This is a genomic window from Paraburkholderia sp. EG286A (assembly GCF_040965375.1).
Classification (GTDB): Bacteria; Pseudomonadota; Gammaproteobacteria; order Burkholderiales; family Burkholderiaceae; genus Paraburkholderia.
Map to the genome: position 1 here is coordinate 820,272 of NZ_JBFRCB010000001.1, position 18,978 is coordinate 839,249.

Sequence of the window (18,978 nt, forward strand, 5' to 3'; positions counted from 1 at the left end):
CAGGCAGGAAAAATCTGCCGGAATGGCCGGGGTTTTGAGCCAGTGTGGGTGTGAGCTTCGGCAATCTTTGCCGACAAAAGTCGCGAAAAATTGACCCGAAAGGGGCGAAACAATTGGAGATACTTTTGAGGCTTGCGGCCGGAATTTTTATCGCGCCTTATTAGGGTTTATTCGGATCAGAATTCGCGACGCCAGACGTTTTTCGCGGCGACGCAGTCCCAGAAACTTTTGAAGCGACCGGCCATGATTTGCAGTGCGTGGCCGCGTTTCATTTTTTAAACCCGAGGTGCCGGACATGCTCAGCGTTCTAGCCAGAATTTTCGACGTTGCCGCCATTGCCGCTGGAGCGCTGCTCGCGGCCGCCTTGCACCGTGGCCAGTTCGTGCCGCTCACCGACGCGGAGAGCGTGGCGCTCGCGTTCAACTGCGTGCTCGCGATCTGGATGTTCCCGGCGTTCGGGATCTACAAGTCGTGGCGCGGCAAGTCGCTCTACGTCCTCTTTGCGCGCGTGTGTGCCGCCTGGCTCGCCGTGGAGGGCACGGGCATCCTGCTGAGCTTCAGCCTGCACCGCGCCGATTCGCTCTCGCGCCTGTGGCTCGCGTACTGGGTCGTCGCCTCGGTGGCCCTGCTGATCGTCTCGAAGGCGCTCGTGCACATGGTGCTGCGGGGCATTCGCCGCGAGGGCTACAACCAGAAGGCCGTGGCGGTGGTGGGCGGCCCGCGCTACGGGCGCTTCCTGATCGAGCACATGCGTTTTCACCCGGAAGCGGGCTTTCACCCGGCGCTCGTGTTCGACGAGGACAGCGACGCGGACGGCGACGCGGCAATCGACGGCGTGCCCGTGGAGCGCAACCTCCAGGCGATGCTCGAATTCGTGCGCAAGAACGAGGTCCGCGAGCTGTGGCTCGCCTTGCCGATCACCAAGGAGCGCACGATCCATCGCATCGTCACGGCCTTGCGCAACGACTTCGTGAACATCCGCTTCATTCCGGACGTGCGCAGCCTGTCGTTCTTCAGCCAGCCCGTGGTCGATCTGCTCGGCGTGCCGGCCATCAATCTGGCGGCCTCGCCGGTCACGGATCTGCGCGTGCTGCCCAAGCGCTTGTTCGACATCGTGTTCGCGGGCGGCGTGCTGGTCGCGCTGGCGCCGCTGCTGGCGGTCATTTCGCTCGCCGTGAAGCTCACGTCGAAGGGTCCGGTGTTCTTCAAGCAGCGCCGCAAGGGGCTCGATGGCAATGAATTCGAAATCTACAAGTTCCGCTCGATGAAGGTCCATGCGGAAGTCGCGGGGCAGATCACCCAGGCGCGCCGCAACGATCCGCGCGTGACGCGCGTGGGCGCGTTCCTGCGCCGCACGAGCCTCGACGAGCTGCCGCAGTTCATCAACGTGCTCAAGGGCGAGATGTCGGTGGTGGGTCCGCGCCCGCACGCGCTGGCCCACGACGACATCTACAAGGACCTCGTGCGCGGCTACATGGCGCGCTATCGCATCAAGCCGGGCATCACGGGCTGGGCGCAGGTCAACGGCTTTCGCGGCGAAACCGATCGCGTGGAAAAGATGCGCGACCGCGTGCGCTTCGATCTGCACTACATGCAGCACTGGAGCTTCGCGCTCGACCTGCGCATCGTGGCGATGACCATGTGGAAGGGCTTCGCAGGCCAGAACGCATATTGAGGCGAAGCGAGTGCGCGCGATGCAGGTGTGCGCAACGTTTCGCGTGACATGAAGAATCAATCACTTTTGAGGTGGGCATGAATCTGACGATCATTGGCAGCGGTTATGTGGGTCTCGTGACGGGCGCCTGTCTTGCCGACATTGGCAACGACGTGTTTTGCCTCGACGTCGACGAACGCAAGATCGACCTGCTCAATCAGGGCATCGTGCCGATTCACGAGCCGGGCCTGAAGGAAATCATCGAGCGCAACGTGCGCGCGCGCCGGCTGAAGTTCTCGACCGACGTGGAAGCGGCGGTCGCGCACGGCGACGTGCAGTTCATCGCCGTGGGCACGCCGCCCGACGAAGACGGCTCCGCCGACCTGCAATACGTGCTGGCGGCCGCGCGCAACATCGGCCGCCACATGACCGGTTTCAAGGTGGTGGTGGACAAGTCCACGGTGCCGGTCGGCACGGCCGCGCTCGTGCACGACGCGATCGCCTCCGAACTGCGCAAGCGCGGCGAGAGCCACATGTTCTCGGTGGTCTCGAACCCCGAGTTCCTCAAGGAAGGCGCGGCAGTCGAGGACTTCGCGCGGCCCGACCGCATCGTGCTCGGCTGCAACGACGACGTGCCCGGCGAGCGTGCGAAAGAGGTCATGAAGCGGCTCTATGCGCCGTTCAACCGCAATCACGAGCGCACGCTCTACATGGACGTGCATTCGGCCGAATTCACCAAGTACGCGGCCAACGCCATGCTCGCCACGCGCATTTCGTTCATGAACGAACTCGCGAATCTCGCCGACCGCGTGGGCGCCGATATCGAGGCCGTGCGCCGCGGCGTGGGCTCGGACCCGCGCATCGGCTACGACTTTCTCTATGCGGGCTGCGGCTACGGCGGCTCGTGCTTCCCGAAAGATGTGAAGGCGCTCATGCGCACTGCCGAGGATTTCGGCGAGCCGCTGCAGATCCTGCGCGCCGTGGAGTCCGTCAATGAAGCGCAGAAGCAGGTGCTCGCACAGAAGATCGTTACGCGCTTCGGCTCCGACCTCACGGGCCGCACGTTCGGCGTCTGGGGGCTCGCGTTCAAGCCGAACACCGACGACATGCGCGAGGCGCCGAGCCGCACGCTCATCGCCGAACTGCTCGCGCGCGGCGCCACGGTCAAGGCTTACGACCCGGTCGCGACCGCCGAGGCGCAGCGCGTACTCGCGCTCGATCTCGCGCACGCGCCGGAACATCAGGCGCGGCTGTCGTTCGTGAACGACGCGATGGAAGCCGCAAGCGAAGCCGATGCCGTGGTGGTCGCCACCGAATGGAAGGTCTTCAAGGCGCCCGACTTCGAAACGCTCAAGTCGCAGCTGAAGATGCCGATCGTGTTCGACGGCCGCAATCTGTACGAGCCGTCGGCACTGCAGGAACTCGGCATCGAGTACCACGCCGTGGGCCGCGCCAGCGCGACCCAGGCAAGCCGCGCACGCGCCGAAACCGCCGCAACGCAGGCAGTGGCCTGAGCGTTGCCGGGCTTCGCGCATAGCGTCATGTAAAGGAAGGGAGTCACGCGATCATGATCAAGAACGTGCTCATCGTCTGCCACGCCAACGTCTGCCGCTCGCCGGCGGCGGAACAGCTTTTTCGCGAGCGTCTGAGCGAACAGACAGGTTCACGGCCGGAATCGTTTCAATCGGCGGGCCTGCGTGCGCGCGATGGGGACGACATGGACCCCGTGATGCAGTGGCTCCTTGCCGAGCGCGGCATGAAGGTGGGCGAGCATCAGTCGCGCCGCCTCACCAGCCGCCTCGTGCGCTCCGCAGACCTCGTGCTCGTGACCGAGCGCCGCCAGGTCGCCGCGGTCGAGCGCATTGAACCCACCGCGCGCGGCAAGGTGTACGCGCTCGGTAATTGGGAGAACTCTGATGTCAGCGATCCTCATGGGCTCCATGAGTCCGCGTATCGCCAGAGTCTTGAATTGATGGATCGTATGGTTAAGGGATGGTTGAGCCGAATATGCCAATGACAAAACTGAAACTGACGGCTGTGGTCGCGTTGAGCGTCTTCGTTTCCGCGTGCGCGACGGCGCCCGGCAATTATCTCGACACGTCGAGCCTGAAAGAACAGCCGAACAACCAGCCGCAGCAGCAATTCAACGTGACGCTCATCACGCAGCAAGTCGTGCTGCAGCAGGCGCAAGCGGCCGCAGCCCAGCCGAAGGCGCCGCTGCCGCCCTCGAAGTTCTCGAGCGCTGCCGACTACACCTATCACATCGCGCCGCAGGACATTCTCGGCGTGACCGTGTTCGATCACCCCGAGCTGTCGACGCCGCAGGGCTCGACGTTCTCCACGGGCGGCAACACGACGCAGACGGTGGGTCAGGCGCTCACGCAGCCCTATACCAACGCGCTGCCGGGCCAGGCCGACCCGTACGGACAGACCGTGGCCAAGGACGGCACGATCTTCTTCCCGTTCGTGGGCCGCATCATGGCCGCGGGCAAGACGCCCGGCCAGATCCGCGACCAGCTCGCGTCCGGCCTCGGCCCCTACGTGAAGAACCCGCAGGTGGACGTGCGCGTGCTCGCGTACCGCAGCCAGAAGGTGCAGATCACGGGCGACGTGAAGACGCCGGGCCCGCTCTCGATGAGCGACGTGCCGCTCACGCTGGTGGACGCCATCACGCGCTCGGGCGGCACGACCGACAACGCCGACATCAACCGCGTGCGCCTCACGCGCCACGGCAAGCTGTACATCCTCGATGCGAACCGCATGCTCGACGGCGGCGATTCGACTCAGAACGTGCTGCTGCAGGACGGCGACGTCATCAATATTCCGGATCGTTCGGATAGCAGAATTTTCGTGATGGGCGAAGTGAAGACGCCGCTGCAGACGAACCTGATTCGCGGCGACCTCACGATCGCCGACGCGCTCACCCAGGCGGGCGGCATTCTCGATACCGACGCGAACCCGCGCCAGATCTTCGTGATGCGCGGCATGAAGGACAACCCGACGCAGCCCGAGATCTACCGTCTCGACATGACCAAGCCCGACGCGATCATGCTTTCGTCGCAGTTCCAGCTCAAGCCGCTGGATGTGGTGTACGTGGGCACGGCCGCTTCGACGACCTTCAACCGTGTGTTGCAGCAGGTGCTGCCGACCATCCAGACCGTCTTCTATCTGAAGCAGATCGCGAAGTAACAGCGTGATCGAAACGCTTCGAAAGAGGATGCAGGAGCAACACCTAAACAACGGGATTGAATCGTGACCATACAAGCCAATAGCCAGGCGGCCCCGGCGGCCCGCACCGAGGAAGAGGACGTCGTCCTCGGCCAGTTGCTGCGCGTCATCATCGACGACATCGGCTGGCTCATCGCGATCGCGGCGGCGGTGATCGCCATGGCCGTGTTCTACTGCTTCATCGCCAAGCCGGTCTATACGGCCGACACCCAGGTTCGCGTGGAGCCTTCCGACTACACGTCGCAGGCCCTCACGCAAACGCAAACCGGCGCGAACATCAGCTCGGGATCGTCGACGGGCAGCCTGCCCACCGACGCCGAGATCCAGATGATCAAGAGCCGCAGCGTGGTCGAACCGGTGGTGAAGCAGTTCAAGCTGAACACCACCGTCACGCCGGTCATGCTGCCGTTGATCGGCAGCCTGTCCGCGCGTCTCGCGACACCGGGCACGCCCTCGCGCCCGTGGTTCGGGTTGAGCAACTGGCTCGGCAACTTTGCGTGGGGCGGCGAAGTCATCAACATCGACTCGATCGAGGTCACGCCCGAGCTCGAAGGCAAGAAGCTGTCGCTGACCGCCCTCGACAACGATCGCTACGTGATTTCGACGCCGGACGGCGCGCGCCTGCTCGAAGGCACGGTCGGCCAGGTCGAGCAGGGCGGCGGTGTCAAGCTGCTCGTCAACAAGCTCGTTGCGCGTCCGGGCACCCGCTTCAATGTCGTGCGCCTGAACGACCTCGATGCGATCAGCGGCTTCCAGAACGCGATCCAGGTTCAGGAGCAGGGCAAGCAAACGGGCGTGATCGACATCTCGCTCGAAGACAACGACCCCGAGCACGCGGCCGCGATCGCGAACGCGGTGGCGCAGTCGTACCTGCGCGAGCACGTGGCGACCAAGCAGGCCGACGCGAGCAAGATGCTCGACTTCCTGCGCAGCGAACAGCCGCGCCTGAAGTCGGACCTCGAGAACGCCGAAGCGGCGCTCACGGCTTACCAGAGCAAGTCGGGCTCGATCAACGCGAGCGACGAAGCGAAGATCTATCTCGACGGCAGCGTGCAGTACGAGCAGCAGATCTCGGCGCTGCAACTGCAGATCGCCTCGCTCCAGCAGCGCTTTGGCGACCAGCACCCGGTGCTGATCGCGGCGCGCCAGCAGCTCGCGCAACTGCAGGGCGAGCGCGCGAAGTACGACACGAAGTTCCGCGACCTGCCGGCCACGGAAGTGAAGGCCGTGCAGTTGCAGCGCGACGCGAAGGTGGCCGAGGACATCTACGTGCTGCTGCTCAACCGCATCCAGGAGCTTTCGGTGCAGCGCGTGGGCACCGGCGGCAACGTGCATATCGTCGATCCGGCCCTGCGCCCCGGCAAGCCGTCGAAGCCCAAGAAGCTGCTGATCGTCTCGGCGGCGTCGCTGCTCGGCGTCATTCTCGGCACGGGCTTCGTGCTCATGCGCCGCAACATGTTCAAGGGCATCGTCGATCCGGATCAGATCGAGCGCTCGTTCCAGCTGCCGGTGTACGGTCTCGTGCCGCTTTCGCCGGAGCAGCTGGCGCTCGAAAAGCGCGCCCCGGTGCGCGGCGGCACGCGTCTGCGTGAAGTGCTCGCGAACTCGCGCCCCAAGGACCTCACGGTCGAAAGCCTGCGTAGCCTGCGCACCTCGCTGCAGTTCAGCGTGATGGACGCGCGCAATCGCGTAGTCATGCTGACGGGTTCGGTGCCGGGCGTGGGCAAGAGCTTCCTGACCGCGAACCTCGCCGTGCTGCTCGCGCATTCGGGCAAGCGCGTGCTGATGATCGACGGCGACATGCGCCGCGGCGCGCTCGAGCGTCATCTGGGCGGCCCCCAGGAAAACGGCTTCTCCGAGCTGCTCTCGGGGCAGATTTCGCTGGACGAGGCAATTCGCGCGACCGAAGTGGACAACCTGCACTTCATGTCGTGCGGCCGCCGTCCGCCCAATCCTTCCGAGCTGCTGATGTCGCCGCGTCTGGGCCAGTACCTCGAAGGCCTGTCGAACCGCTACGACGTGCTGCTCATCGACACGCCGCCGGTGCTTGCCGTGACCGACGCCGCCATCATCGGCGGCCATGCGGGCTCGACGTTCCTCGTGCTGCGTTCGGGCATGCACACCGAAGGCGAAATCGCCGAGGCGCTCAAGCGACTGCGCAACGCCGGCGTGCGGGTGCAGGGCGGGGTGTTCAACGGCGTGCCGGCGAACACGCGCGGCAACTACGCCTATGGCTACGCGAACGTGCGCGAGTACCTGAGCGCATGACGCAAACGCCTCCATCAAGCACAGCAAAGGAGAACTCGCGATGAAAGTGACCGTGCTCGTGCCGACCTATCGGCGTCCTGACGATCTGTCGCGCTGTCTTTCGGCGCTGCTGCGCCAGCAGCGCGCGCCCGACGAGATCGTGGTGGTGGCGCGCGCCGACGACGAGGCGACGCACGCGTGCCTCGCCGAACACGTCACGCCCCGCGTGCTCAACGTGGCGGTGGCCATCGTCGAGGAACCGGGGCAGGTGGCGGCGCTCAATCGCGGCATCGAGGCCGCGACGGGCGACGTGATCGCCATTACCGACGACGACGCCGCGCCGCGCGCCGACTGGGTCGCGCGCATCGGGGCGGCCTTCGAGGCCGACCCGAAGCTCGGCGCGCTGGGCGGCCGCGACTGGGTGCACGAAGGCGGCCGCATGATCGACGGCGAGCGCACGCTGGTGGGCAAGCTGCAGCGCTCGGGCCGCATCATCGGCAACCATCATCTGGGCGCGGGCGGCGCGCGCGAAGTCGATCTGCTCAAGGGCGCGAACATGAGCTACCGGCGCGCGGCGATCGGCGACCTGCGCTTCGACCGCCGCCTGCGCGGCACCGGCGCGCAAACGCACAACGACATGGCGTTCAGCATGAGCGTGAAGCGCTCGGGCTGGAAGCTCGTCTACGACCCGCTGGTGGCCGTCGACCATTACCCCGCGCCGCGCCCGGGCGAAGACCCGCGCAACGCGCAGACGCTCGCCTCGATCCGCAACGCCGCCTACAACCTGCATCTGATCCTGCTCGGCCATCTCACGCCGCTGCGCCGCGAAACCGCTTGGTGGTGGTACGCGCTGGTCGGCACGCGCGTGTATCCGGGCCTCGTGCATACGGGCCTGAGCGCCGTGCGCGGCGATTCCGCGGGCGCGGCGTTCGCACGCTGGCGCGCGGTGCGCGGCGGCGCACGAGAGGCGCGCCGCGCGCTCGTTTGAGCGGCGCGGCCAACGACTACAGGGAGGACCCCGAATGAGCGGTACGCAAGTCCACGTCCACCTTTTCTATGGCGCCGATCCGCGCCGCTATCGCAAAGGCGAGAACATCGGCAGCCTGTACGGCTACCATCACGCGGAATCTGCGGAATTCGCCCTCAACTACGCGCAGGACGCGAGCGAGAGCACGCCCATGCGCTTCATGCGGCGCGCGCTGAAGGCCGCGGCCGGTTTCGACTTCATTCATGCGTGGCGTAATCGCCGCGCCATTCTGCAATCCGACGTCATCTGGACGCACACCGAGCAGGAGCATCTGGCCGTGGCGCTGGTGCTGCTGATGAACGCGAAGAAGGGCGGCGCGCGCCCGCTGCTGCTCGCACAAAGCGTGTGGCTGCTCGACCGCTGGCCGGGCTACGGCGCGCTGCGCCGCGCGATCTACCAGCGGCTGCTCAAACGCGCCGATCTGCTCACCACGCTCGCGAGCGAGAACGCCGCGCTGTGCGGCGAATATTTCGGCCGCGAGGCGCGCCACGTGCTCTATGGGCTCAATACCAGCGACTTTCCGCTGCGCCCGCCTGCGCAGTGGACGCCGCATACGCCGGTGCGCGTGGCCGCGATCGGCAACGACCGCGACCGCGACTGGACCACGCTCGTCAGCGCGCTCGGCAACGATCCGCGCTACCAGGTGCGCATCGCCACGCGCCGGCGCATGCCGGCCTCGGCGCGCGCGGACAACGTCGAAATCGTGCGCGTGTCCGGCATCAAGCAACAGCATGCGCTGTATGACTGGGCGGACATCATCGTCGTGCCGCTGCGACCCAACACGCACGCTTCGGGCATCACGGTGATGCTGGAAGCCGCGGCGCTCGGCAAGCCGATGATCGCGACGAAGGTCGGCGCGCTCGAAGACTACTTCGACGACAACGCCGCCTCGTATGTCGAGCCGTTCAACGCCCAGCAGCTGCGCGACGCGGCGAATGCGCTGGCGGCCGACCCGGCGCGTGCGCTCGCCCAGGCGCGCGAAGCCTGCGAGCAGCTGCGCACGCGCGATCTCACGACGCAGCACTTCGCACGGCAGCACGCGCAGCTCACGCGCGAGATGCTGCACGAGCGCGACGCGCGCAACGGCGAGTCGATCGCGAGCGAACCCCAAGGCCGGGGCGTCGCTGCGCGCGGGATGTGATCATGGACGTCACGACCGCTATCCCCGCACCCGCGCCGGCGAGCCAGCCGGCCCGCCGCCGCGGCGGCCTGCGCGGCCTGTTCAGCCGCGATACGCTGCCGCCGTTCGCGTTGTGGCTATTAACGGCGCTGCTGATCGGCGCGCACCAGGGCACCGTGCTGACGCTGGCGTTTCCCGTGCTGTCGATCGCGGTGGGATTCTGGCTCTACTTCGTGAACCCGGTGCGCTATATCGGCTTCATGTGGTGGCTGTGGTTCCTGAGCCCCGAAGTGCGGCGCCTCGCCGACTACGGCAAGGGCGGCTTCACGCCGACCAGCCTCATTCAGGTCGCGCCGCTCGCCGTCACGATGATCAGCGGCATTTCGCTGCTGCGCTACTACCCGATCCTCGGGCAGCGGCGCGGTCTGCCGCTCCTGCTCGCGCTGCTCGGCATCGGCTATGGGTTCGTGGTGGGCGTGGTGGGGAGCGGCCCCGCCGCGGCCGTCTATGACCTTGCCAACTGGATCTATCCGTTCCTGATCGGCTTTCACATCATGGTGCTCACGCGCCAGTATCCCGAGTGCAGCAAGACCATCATCAACACCTTCATCTACGGCATGCTCGTGATGGGCGCGTATGGTCTCGTGCAGTTCTTCATCATGCCGCCGTGGGATGCGATGTGGATGATCGGCTCCGACATGAACTCGCAGGGCGACCCCGTGCCGCTCGGTGTGCGTGTGTTCAGCACGATGAACTCGTCGGGTCCGTTCGCGTTCGCGATGATGGGCGCGATGGTGTTCGTGATGGCCGCGAAGCATCGGGTGCGCTGGGTCGCGGCGGCGTTCGGCTTCTTCTCGTTCGCGCTCTCGCTGGTGCGCTCCACCTGGGGCGGCTGGGCGATCGCCATGGTGATCCAGCTGATGAAGTCGAGCAACAAGGTGCGCATTCGCATCATCGTCAGCGCGATCGTGCTGGCGGGCGTGTGCGTGCCGCTGCTCACCTTCGGTCCCGTGGCGGACCGCATGCAGCAGCGTCTGAATACGCTCGTGAACCTGAAGGACGACCAGAGCTACGAGGCGCGTAACCAGTTCTATGCCGACTTCGCGAAGAAGGCCTTCACCGACGTGACGGGCGAGGGCCTCGGCGCCACCGGCGCATCGACCAAGCTCTCCAGCAATAACGGCCAGCTCGGCCAGTACGGCAGCTTCGACAGCGGCGTGATGAACATTCCGTTCGTGCTGGGCTGGCCCGGCACGCTGCTCTACATGTCGGGCGTGCTGTGGCTGCTCGTGCGCGCGGTGCGCGTGTCGATGCGTTTTCCCGAGGACCGCTACGTGTGCGCGTGCCTGAGCCTCGCGGTATCGATCTTCGCCATGCTCGTTTTCACCAACTCGCTCGTGGGCACCGGCGGCCTGCTGCTCTTTTCGAGCGTGTTTTCCATTCTCAGCGCGGGGCACTGGGCGAAGCTGCAACGCCAGGCCCTTACCACGGAGGTCTCCGATTGAGAGTCGCAATCGTCACGCATGTCGTGCGCCACAATGACGGCCAGGGCCGCGTCAATCATGAAATCGCGCGCGCCGCGCTCGACGAGGGGTTCGAGGTGACGCTGGTCGCCTCGCATGTCGCGCCCGAGTTGCTCGCCCACCCCAAGGTGAAATGGGTCAATGTGCAGCCTTCGCGCGCGTGGCCCACCAACCTGCTGCGCCAGCAGGTATTCGCGGTGAAGAGCGCGCTGTGGCTGCGCCGCAACCGGCGCGCCTACGACGTGCTCCATGTGAACGGCTTCATCACCTGGGCGCACGCCGACGTCAACACCGCGCACTTCGTGCACGGCGGCTGGGCGCGCAGCAAGTATTACCCGTTCGGGCTCACGCGCGGCGTGTGGTCCGCTTACCAGTTCGTCTACACGCGCGCCAATGCGGTGCTGGAGCGCTGGGCGTACCGGCGCTCGCGCGTGATCGCGGCGGTTTCGCGCAAGGTCGCCGATGAAATTCGCGCGTCGGGCGGCAACCCTGTCGAGCGCCTGGACGTGATCTACAACGGCGTGGACACGCGCGGCTTCTCGGCCGCGAGCGCGGACCGCGCGAAGTTCTCGCTGCCCGCCGAAGCGTTCCTGCTGCTGTTCGTGGGCGATCTGCGCACGCCGCGCAAGAACCTCGGCACGGTGCTGCACGCCATGAAGCAGATGCCCGAACACGTGCATCTGGCCGTGGCGGGCTACCTGCCGGGCAGCCCGTATCCCGATCTCGCGCGCGAGCTGGGCATCGAGAAGCGGGTGCATTTTCTCGGCCTCGTGCGCGAGATGCCCACGCTCATGCGTTCCGTCGATACCTACGTGTTTCCTTCGCGCTACGAAGCAATGAGCCTTTCGCTGCTCGAAGCGATGGCGGCGGGCCTGCCCGTCGTCACCGCGCGCACGGCCGGCGGCGCGGAAATCATCACGCGCGATTGCGGCATCGTGCTCGAACACCCCGACGACGTGCCGGCGCTCGCCAACGCGGTGAAGACGCTCGCCGCCGACACGCCGCGCCGCCTCGCGATGGGCGAGGCCGCGGCGGAACTGGCCACGCAGTTCGGCTGGGCGCGCATGGCGGCGCAGTACATCGCGCTCTACCGGCAACTGGCCGGCGACGCGAGCGAGGCCGTACGCCGCGAAGAACCCGCGTTCGCTGCTGCGACGCTGCCGGGCGGTCAATCGCTCCAGCGCGCAGAAACCCCCTGATAACCGCATACATGCAGAATAAGGACACGCGATGACCACACAATCCATTCAATCGCTGCAGATCGGCATGCACTGGTTTCCCGAGCGCGCAGGCGGTCTCGACCGCATGTACTACTCGCTCGTCGGCGCGCTGCCCGGCGCGGGCGTGCGCGTGCGCGGCGTCGTGGCCGGCTCGCCCAAGGTGGCCCAGGACAGCGGCGGCGCGATTCACGGCTTCGGCTCCGCTTCGCGCTCGCTGCCGTTTCGCCTGATGGACGCGCGCCGGGCGCTGCGCAGCGAGATTCGCCGCCACCGTCCCGACGTGATTTCCTCGCACTTCGCGCTCTACACCTTCCCCGGGCTCGACGTCACGCGCGGCATTCCGCAGGTTTCGCACTTCCAGGGGCCGTGGGCCGACGAAAGCTTCGTGGAAGGCGCGGCCACGCTGAGCCAGCGCATCAAGCACTCGCTGGAGCAGTCGGTGTATGAGCGCTCCTCGCGGCTCATCGTGCTCTCGAAGGCGTTCGGCGACATTCTCACGCGCCGCTACGGCATTTCGCCCGAGCGCGTGCGCATCGTGCCGGGCTGCGTGGATACGGCGCATTTCGACCCGGCCTGCACGGCGGCGGAAGCGCGCCTGAAGCTCCAGTTGCCGCAAGGCCGTCCGATCATCCTCGCGGTGCGCCGCCTGGTGCGCCGCATGGGCCTCGAAGATCTCATCGACGCGATCAAGATGGTGAAGCAGCGCCACCCGGACGTCCTCCTGCTGATCGCGGGTCGAGGCCGTCTGGAGTCCGAACTTCAGCAGCGTATCGACGAAGCCGGGCTGGCCGACAACGTGAAGCTGCTCGGCTTCGTGCCCGACGCGCACCTGCCTGCGCTCTATCGCGCGGCCACGCTGAGCGTGGTGCCGACGGTCGCGCTGGAGGGCTTCGGCCTGATCACGGTGGAGTCGCTTTCCGCGGGTACGCCGGTTCTGGTGACGCCCGTAGGCGGTCTGCCCGAGGCGGTGGCGGGTCTGTCACAAGACCTCGTGCTGCCGAGCACGGGCGCGAACGCGATCGCCGACGGCATCGACGGCGCGCTCTCGGGCCGCATCAAGCTGCCGGATGAAGAGGCATGCAAGGCGTACGCGCGCGAGCACTTCGATAACGCCGTGATCGCGAAGCGCGTGGCCGGTGTCTACGCGGAAGCGATCGCCGCGCACTGAAGCGGGTCGATCGACCCAAAGAAAACCGCCGCTCGGGAGAGCGGCGGTTTATTTGTAGAACAGAGCAAGCGAGCAGGGCGCTACTGCGTTTCGGGCACGCGTTCGCGCGCTTCTTCGTACATCCAGCGCAAGGTTTCTTCGAGGTGCTTGCGCGAGCTGTCGCCGACGATGGCACGCAGCTTCGCGTTCGACCCGATCAGCTGACGCACCTCGTTGGCGCGCACGAAACGCGGATCGACGTGTACTTCGATCTCGTAGCCGGCGATGCGCGCCAGCATGTCGAGCAGCGCGCCGAGCGTCTGGCCGGTGCCCGAGCAGACGTTGACGATGGCGCCGCGCGGCGCGACTTCGACGAGCCGCGCATAGGCGTTCACCACGTCGCGCACATCCGAGAAGTCGCGCGCCACGTGGAGGTTGCCAAGCGAAATCTGCTTGTCGCCGCGTGCGTAGTGATCGACGATCTTCGGAATCAGGAAGTCCGGCGACTGGCCCACGCCCGTGTAGTTGAACGGGCGCGCGATGATGATCGGCAAGTGCGCCTGGAAGCGCCTCGCGACGTATTCCATCGCGAGCTTGCTGACTGCATAGTCGTTGGCGGGCTGGGGCTCGACATGCTCGTCGATCACGCCGTTGGTGGCGTTGCCGTAGACGTTCGCGCTGCTGGCCAGCAAGACGGCGCGCGGCACGTGCTTCTGCTGCGCGAGCGCCTCGAGCAGATTGCGCGTGCCGACGACGTTCACGACGTAGGTGCGCGCCACGTCGCTGTCGGCCACGTGGGCCACTGCGGCGAGATGCACGACCACGTCGGGCTGCACGGATTCGAGCGCATGGGCGATCGCGGCGCGGTCGAGCAAGTCCGCTTCGATGGCGGTGGCGCCGAACGGGAAGGCTTCCGCGTCCAGCGATTCGCCCGTCCGCACGGTGCCCCACACGCGGTAGCCGTCCGCCGCGAGGCGGGCGGCCATATAGCGGCCCGTAAAGCCGCCAATGCCCGTGATGAGCGCGCGCGGACGGCTAGCGGGATCAGAATGTGTCATGGCGTTCGTTGCGCGCAAGGTCGGCCGCTACCATCATCTGGCAGAGCTGCTCGAGCGAAGTCTGCGGTTTCCAGCCGAGCTTTTCCTGCGCCTTGGTCGCGTCGCCGATCAGCAGATCGACTTCGGCGGGGCGGTAGTAGCGCGGGCTCACGCGCACGAGCGTGCGGCCCGTGGCGACGCAGATGCCGGTTTCGCGCTCGCCCTTGCCCGACCATTCGAGCTGGAAGCCGGCGGCGGCGAAGGCCATCTTCACGAAGTCGCGCACGGTTTCGGTGCGGCCGGTGGCGAGCACGTAGGTGTCGGGCTCGTCGGCCTGCAGCATGCGCCACATGCCTTCGACGTATTCGGAGGCGTAGCCCCAGTCGCGCTTGGCGTCGAGGTTGCCGAGTTCGAGCATGTTCAGCTTGCCAAGCTTGATCTTGGCGACGCTGTCGGTGATCTTGCGCGTGACGAACTCGCGCCCGCGCAGCGGCGACTCGTGGTTGAAGAGAATGCCGCTCGTCGCGAAGATGTCGTAGGACTCGCGGTAGTTGATGGTGGACCAGTGCGCGAACAGCTTGGCCACGCCATAGGGGCTGCGCGGATAGAACGGCGTGTCCTCGCATTGCGGGATCGCCTGGACCTTGCCGAACATTTCGGAGGTCGAAGCCTGATAGAAGCGCGTCTTCGGATTCACGACGCGAATCGCTTCGAGCATGTTCAGCACGCCGATGCCGGTGACTTCGGCGGTCGTGGCGGGCTGATCGAACGACACGCCCACGAAGCTCTGGGCGGCGAGGTTGTAGACCTCCTGCGCCTGGGCGCGTTCGACGAGGCGCAGGGTCGAGCCCGCGTCCGTGAGGTCGTGTTCGACGAGATCGAGCGACGGATGGTCGAGGATCCCCAGCTCGTTCATGCGCCAGAAGTTGACGGAGCTGGTGCGGCGATACGTGCCGGTGACGTTGTAGCCCTTGTCGAGCAGAAGGCGCGTGAGGTAGGCGCCGTCCTGGCCGGAAACACCGGTGATGATCGCTTTGCGACGTTCGTTCATGTGATGTGCCTTTGAAGTGTCGAACGGGATTCAGGAATTACGATTGCGGGCTCGACTGGCTCACGCGTGCGGTGAGGTCGACCGGCTCAGCCGCTGAGCGGCGGCGCGGGCCGCGTGTGAGGCGGCGCTCGAAGAGGAACCAGCTCGCGCTTGCATAAGCGAGCGTGAGAACGAGCGCGATCGCGGCGCTCTTGATGCGGCCGTAATGGAGCGGCCACACGGCATAGAGAATCGTGAGGTGAATGAGGTAGATCGTGTAGCTGATCGTGCCGACATACACGAGCACCGGGTTGGACAGCAGGCGCCGCACGATGCCTTTCGACTGCAGCGCGAACACGACGATGGAGGTGCAGAGCACGAGCGAAACGCTATAGAGCATGGCGTTCGAGAGCGGCGTGTTCATGCCTCGAAAGCGCGGGTAGTGCAGATGCAGCCAGGCCAGCACGCCGAGCGCCGCGAAGAAAAGCACGGCGGCGGGCCACTTGAAGGGCTCGAGCGCATTGCGGTCGCGGCGCACGAGCACGGCGAGCAGCGCGCCGGCGGCCAGCAGGTCCATGCGGAACGGCGTGAGGTAGTAGATCGGCCAGTACGAGTCGAACCACGGCGTCGCGACGGCGCGCAGCACCGGCACGACAAAGATGAGCGCGGCGGCCACCACGGCCATGAGCCGTTGCGGCAGGAGCAGCACGACGAAGGGCCACACGATGTAGAACTGCTCTTCGACGGCAAGCGACCAGAGGATGTTGAGGCTGTCGTGCCCGCTCTGGCCGAGTGCGTCGCCGATATTGGTGGCGAAGAATGCGTACCACGGCCAGTAGTGCGCCCAGCCGAAGCCGAACAGCAGCGACGAAACGATGAGCAGCAGCAGGTAGGGCGGCAGGATGCGGCGCACCCGGCGCGCATAGAAGTAGCTGAAATACGATTGCCCGCGCGCCTTGCGCTCGAGCAGGATGCCGGTGATGAGAAAGCCGCTCAGCACGAAGAACAGGTCGACGCCCATCCACAGCGGCGCGCGCAATGCGTGCTGCGCGAACACGGCGAGCACGGCGAAGGCACGCAGACCGTCCAGCTGGACGATGCGGTGGGAATGGCCGGCGGGGCCTTGTTGACTGACGGGGCGGCTAACGGTCATCGATTCTCCGGTGGGTTCATGCATGCGCGATTGCTTCGCGGTTCATTCTAGAAAGAATTAAATGTTCAAAAAGCCGAAATATATTGATTCCGGATTTTTAAATTTAAATGCCGGAATTTGCGCGATATGAAATGCGCATTGCCGAATGGAAATCGGGTTGGACCCGCCGGACACGGCGTCGCACGGGCTTTCCGGCGTGGTATCGGTGTTTGGGAATTTATTTCCGGATGACTCAGAAATGGGTCATAAATACTGAATTTTTTTGAATTATTTTCCCTTTTTTGGAGGCGATTTTTCACCGGGTTTGTACGGCATGATCCTGGCAGATTGCCGTCATCAGACCGGAGGAATTTGCCTTGCCGTTATCGAATCCCGATCGCCGCTTGCGCAGGACGTTGGCACTGGCCGCGATGTGCACGTTTATCTGCACGTCGTCGGTTCAGACCATCGCCGCGCCGCAACTCAATGTGACGACCTCGTGGATCGGCAATAGCTTTGGCAACGGCCAGGGCACGTGGATGCAGATCAACGTGACGGCCATCGCCGTCACGCCCGAAGGCAAGGTGTTCACCAACGCGCCGTGGGACGAGAGCGGCGCCGAGATCAGCGCGTACCAGGACGGCAAGCCGCTCGGCTTCGCCGGCGGCACGCATGGCTGGGGCGGCGCAGGCGGCAACGCCGTGGCCGTGAATCATCGCTATCTGTATGCGGCGGTTGGCGTGGGCAACGAGAAGGGTCATCTGGTCGGCAGCGGCATCTGGCCTGCGAAGGGCAGCCAGTGGTACGGCATCACGCGCCGGCCGCTCGACGAGCCCAAACGCGCCGCCGCGTTTCAGGCTTCGCCCGATCCGCTCAATCCGCATGCGCAGCTTTCCGCGTCGTTCCTGAAGATCAACGAGGTGCCCACCGGCACGCATGCCGATATCGGCGGACTCGCCGCGACGGATTCGACGCTCTATGTGAGCAACACGCCGATGAACCGCATCGAGGTGTACGACGCGAGCTCGATGCAGCGCAAGGGGCAATGGGACGTGCAGGCGCCGGGCCGCATCGCGCTCGCGGCCGACGGGTCGGTGTGGGTGCTGACGGGCGCCGAAGCGGGCAAGGGCGGCGCTCACGCGCGCGTCGAGCATTACTCGGCGGACGGCAAGCGCCTCGACGACACGCTCGCGCTGCCCGACGATTCGGTGCCGGTGGATCTCGCGTTCGATCCGCAGCAACGCCTGCTGATCGCCGATAACGGGCCGCGCCAGCAGATCCTCATCTTCACGCGCAACGGCAAGACGTGGACGCAGAGCGCCACGCTCGGCGAGCGCGGCGGCATTTTCTCGGGCGTCGCGGGCCGGCCGGGTCCGGGCCGTTTCAACGGACTCACGGGCGTCGGCACCGACGCGCGCGGGAACATCTACGTTTCGACCAACGGCGTTGGACCGCAGCACGAAGACAACATCGGCGCGGGTCTTGGCGCAACGCTGGAGGCCTATACGCCTGCCGGCAAGCGCTTGTGGAACCTGGAAGGGCTGCTGTTCGTGGATGGCGCGTGGGTGGACCCGCAGCGCCCCAGCAGCGTCTATACGGGCAACAAGCGCTTCGAACTCGACTTGTCGAAGCCGCCGGGGCAGGACTGGAAATATGTCGGATTCCTGTCCAATCGGTTCCGCTATCCCGACGATCCGGTCTTTCACACCGACCAGTGGCCGGGCCTGCCGACCGCGCGCGTATTGAACGGGCACACGTTCCTGTTCCTCACCGACATGTACGCGGACCACCTGAAGATCTACCGCTTCGACGCGCAGCGCGACGGCGAGACCGCGATCCCGTCGGGCTTCATCGCGGGCCGCGGCCGCGGGGTGCAGAACGTGCCGAACGCGCCGCCGCCCGGCGGCGACTGGATCTGGCGCGACGCGAACGGCAATGGCGCCTTCGACGCCGACGAATTCACGCGCAATCCGGGCCGCGACCATCTGGCGGGCGGCTGGGGCTGGTGGATCGACACGCGCGGCGACATCTGGCGCGCGCGCGACGACAAGGGCATCTGGCGCTTCCGCTTTGGTGGGCTCGACGCGAAGGGCAACCCGATCTACTCGTACGACAAGCTCGACAAGTACGCCGTACCCGCGCCGTTCACCGAAGTGCATCGCGCGATCTACGAGCCGCAGACCGACACGCTCTACGTGACGGGCTACACGGCCGATGCGCCCCACGAGCCCGGCTTCTGGAAGGAAGCGGGGCGCGTGCTGGTGCGCTACGACAAGTGGTCGAGCGGGCACCCCGAGCAGCACTACATGCTGCGCCTGCCGTGGGACCCGAAGGCGAAACCGCCGGTCACGCCCGCGGGGCTCACGGTGGAAGGCCAGTACGTGTTCGTGGTCGAGCCCGCGGGCAACGTCCACGTGTACGACAAGGACAGCGCGAAGGAGATCGGCACCTTCGGCCCCGGCGCGGAAGTGGGCAACACCTCGGGCTGGGTCGACGTGCCGTTCGGCATCACCGCGCATCGCGAAGCGAACGGCGAATACCTCGTGTTCGTCGAGGAAGACGCGCGCGGCAAGGTGCTCATGTACCGCTGGAAACCGGCCTGACCCGCTACGG

Annotated in this window: 14 protein-coding genes; 11 read left to right on the forward strand and 3 right to left on the reverse strand. The window is 66.0% G+C overall.

Annotated elements, in window-relative coordinates; all coding sequences use genetic code 11:
* Positions 1 to 295 precede the first annotated feature (295 nt).
* From AB4Y35_RS03705 to AB4Y35_RS03750, 10 genes are all read left to right on the forward strand, one after another.
* A complete protein-coding gene (locus AB4Y35_RS03705) occupies positions 296 to 1,675 on the forward strand; it encodes an undecaprenyl-phosphate glucose phosphotransferase (RefSeq protein WP_368693164.1) in 1,380 nt (459 codons plus the stop codon).
* A 77-nt stretch (positions 1,676 to 1,752) separates the two neighbouring features.
* Positions 1,753 to 3,168, forward strand: a complete 1,416-nt coding sequence (locus tag AB4Y35_RS03710) for a UDP-glucose/GDP-mannose dehydrogenase family protein (RefSeq protein WP_069266050.1) — start codon at positions 1,753 to 1,755, stop codon at positions 3,166 to 3,168.
* A gap of 53 nt (positions 3,169 to 3,221) precedes the next feature.
* Positions 3,222 to 3,671 carry a low molecular weight phosphotyrosine protein phosphatase gene (locus AB4Y35_RS03715; protein WP_368688240.1) on the forward strand — a complete coding sequence of 150 codons (450 nt, stop codon included), beginning with the start codon at positions 3,222 to 3,224 and terminating at the stop codon, positions 3,669 to 3,671.
* The gene (locus tag AB4Y35_RS03720; protein ID WP_368688241.1) at positions 3,668 to 4,843 is read left to right on the forward strand and encodes a polysaccharide biosynthesis/export family protein; all 1,176 of its coding nucleotides are present in this window, start codon (positions 3,668 to 3,670) and stop codon (positions 4,841 to 4,843) included. The genes AB4Y35_RS03715 and AB4Y35_RS03720 overlap by 4 nt, the downstream gene beginning before the upstream one ends.
* Positions 4,844 to 4,903: 60 nt before the next feature.
* Positions 4,904 to 7,150: a polysaccharide biosynthesis tyrosine autokinase gene (locus AB4Y35_RS03725; RefSeq protein ID WP_368703843.1), complete on the forward strand. Its 2,247-nt coding sequence runs from the start codon at positions 4,904 to 4,906 to the stop codon at positions 7,148 to 7,150.
* A gap of 40 nt (positions 7,151 to 7,190) precedes the next feature.
* On the forward strand, positions 7,191 to 8,117 hold the full coding sequence (locus AB4Y35_RS03730; RefSeq protein WP_368700088.1) for a glycosyltransferase family 2 protein: 927 nt from the start codon (positions 7,191 to 7,193) through the stop codon (positions 8,115 to 8,117).
* 34 nt (positions 8,118 to 8,151) lie between these two features.
* Positions 8,152 to 9,297, forward strand: a complete 1,146-nt coding sequence (locus AB4Y35_RS03735; RefSeq protein ID WP_368703364.1) for a glycosyltransferase — start codon at positions 8,152 to 8,154, stop codon at positions 9,295 to 9,297.
* Between the two features lie 2 nt (positions 9,298 to 9,299).
* A complete protein-coding gene (locus AB4Y35_RS03740; RefSeq protein ID WP_368703365.1) occupies positions 9,300 to 10,781 on the forward strand; it encodes a glucose-6-phosphate isomerase in 1,482 nt (493 codons plus the stop codon).
* Positions 10,778 to 11,998, forward strand: a complete 1,221-nt coding sequence (locus AB4Y35_RS03745) for a glycosyltransferase family 4 protein (RefSeq protein WP_368703366.1) — start codon at positions 10,778 to 10,780, stop codon at positions 11,996 to 11,998. Before AB4Y35_RS03740 ends, AB4Y35_RS03745 begins: the two co-directional genes overlap by 4 nt.
* A 31-nt stretch (positions 11,999 to 12,029) precedes the next feature.
* Positions 12,030 to 13,187: a glycosyltransferase family 4 protein gene (locus tag AB4Y35_RS03750; RefSeq protein WP_368688246.1), complete on the forward strand. Its 1,158-nt coding sequence runs from the start codon at positions 12,030 to 12,032 to the stop codon at positions 13,185 to 13,187.
* A gap of 80 nt (positions 13,188 to 13,267) precedes the next feature.
* Here AB4Y35_RS03750 and AB4Y35_RS03755 read toward each other — a convergent pair whose 3' ends face one another.
* Genes AB4Y35_RS03755 through AB4Y35_RS03765 form a run of 3 tightly spaced genes read right to left on the reverse strand, consistent with a single transcriptional unit; the run spans position 13,268 to position 16,386 of the window.
* Positions 13,268 to 14,224: a GDP-mannose 4,6-dehydratase gene (locus AB4Y35_RS03755; RefSeq protein WP_368703367.1), complete on the reverse strand. Its 957-nt coding sequence runs from the start codon at positions 14,222 to 14,224 to the stop codon at positions 13,268 to 13,270.
* Positions 14,211 to 15,254, reverse strand: coding sequence for a GDP-mannose 4,6-dehydratase (gene gmd / locus AB4Y35_RS03760; RefSeq protein ID WP_368703368.1), 1,044 nt, complete (start codon positions 15,252 to 15,254; stop codon positions 14,211 to 14,213). Before gmd ends, AB4Y35_RS03755 begins: the two co-directional genes overlap by 14 nt.
* A gap of 37 nt (positions 15,255 to 15,291) precedes the next feature.
* Complete coding sequence (locus AB4Y35_RS03765; RefSeq protein WP_368688248.1) at positions 15,292 to 16,386, reverse strand: acyltransferase family protein; 1,095 nt, start codon at positions 16,384 to 16,386, stop codon at positions 15,292 to 15,294.
* Positions 16,387 to 16,796: 410 nt separating this feature from the next.
* Between AB4Y35_RS03765 and AB4Y35_RS03770 the strand changes: the two genes are divergently transcribed.
* Positions 16,797 to 18,968 (forward strand): hypothetical protein, encoded by a 2,172-nt coding sequence (locus AB4Y35_RS03770; RefSeq protein WP_368703844.1) that lies wholly within the window; start codon positions 16,797 to 16,799, stop codon positions 18,966 to 18,968.
* The last annotated feature ends 10 nt before the right edge of the window (positions 18,969 to 18,978 follow it).

Excerpts from the sequence above, each read along its gene's own strand:
- AB4Y35_RS03750 (WP_368688246.1), top strand. The coding sequence starts at position 12,030 with ATGACCACACAATCCATTCAATCGCTGCAGATCGGCATGCACTGGTTT.
- AB4Y35_RS03705 (WP_368693164.1), top strand. The coding sequence starts at position 296 with ATGCTCAGCGTTCTAGCCAGAATTTTCGACGTTGCCGCCATTGCCGCT.
- AB4Y35_RS03720 (WP_368688241.1), top strand. The coding sequence starts at position 3,668 with ATGACAAAACTGAAACTGACGGCTGTGGTCGCGTTGAGCGTCTTCGTT.
- AB4Y35_RS03715 (WP_368688240.1), top strand. The coding sequence starts at position 3,222 with ATGATCAAGAACGTGCTCATCGTCTGCCACGCCAACGTCTGCCGCTCG.
- AB4Y35_RS03765 (WP_368688248.1), bottom strand. The coding sequence starts at position 16,386 with ATGACCGTTAGCCGCCCCGTCAGTCAACAAGGCCCCGCCGGCCATTCC.
- AB4Y35_RS03735 (WP_368703364.1), top strand. The coding sequence starts at position 8,152 with ATGAGCGGTACGCAAGTCCACGTCCACCTTTTCTATGGCGCCGATCCG.
- gmd (WP_368703368.1), bottom strand. The coding sequence starts at position 15,254 with ATGAACGAACGTCGCAAAGCGATCATCACCGGTGTTTCCGGCCAGGAC.
- AB4Y35_RS03730 (WP_368700088.1), top strand. The coding sequence starts at position 7,191 with ATGAAAGTGACCGTGCTCGTGCCGACCTATCGGCGTCCTGACGATCTG.
- AB4Y35_RS03770 (WP_368703844.1), top strand. The coding sequence starts at position 16,797 with ATGTGCACGTTTATCTGCACGTCGTCGGTTCAGACCATCGCCGCGCCG.
- AB4Y35_RS03710 (WP_069266050.1), top strand. The coding sequence starts at position 1,753 with ATGAATCTGACGATCATTGGCAGCGGTTATGTGGGTCTCGTGACGGGC.
- AB4Y35_RS03755 (WP_368703367.1), bottom strand. The coding sequence starts at position 14,224 with ATGACACATTCTGATCCCGCTAGCCGTCCGCGCGCGCTCATCACGGGC.
- AB4Y35_RS03740 (WP_368703365.1), top strand. The coding sequence starts at position 9,300 with ATGGACGTCACGACCGCTATCCCCGCACCCGCGCCGGCGAGCCAGCCG.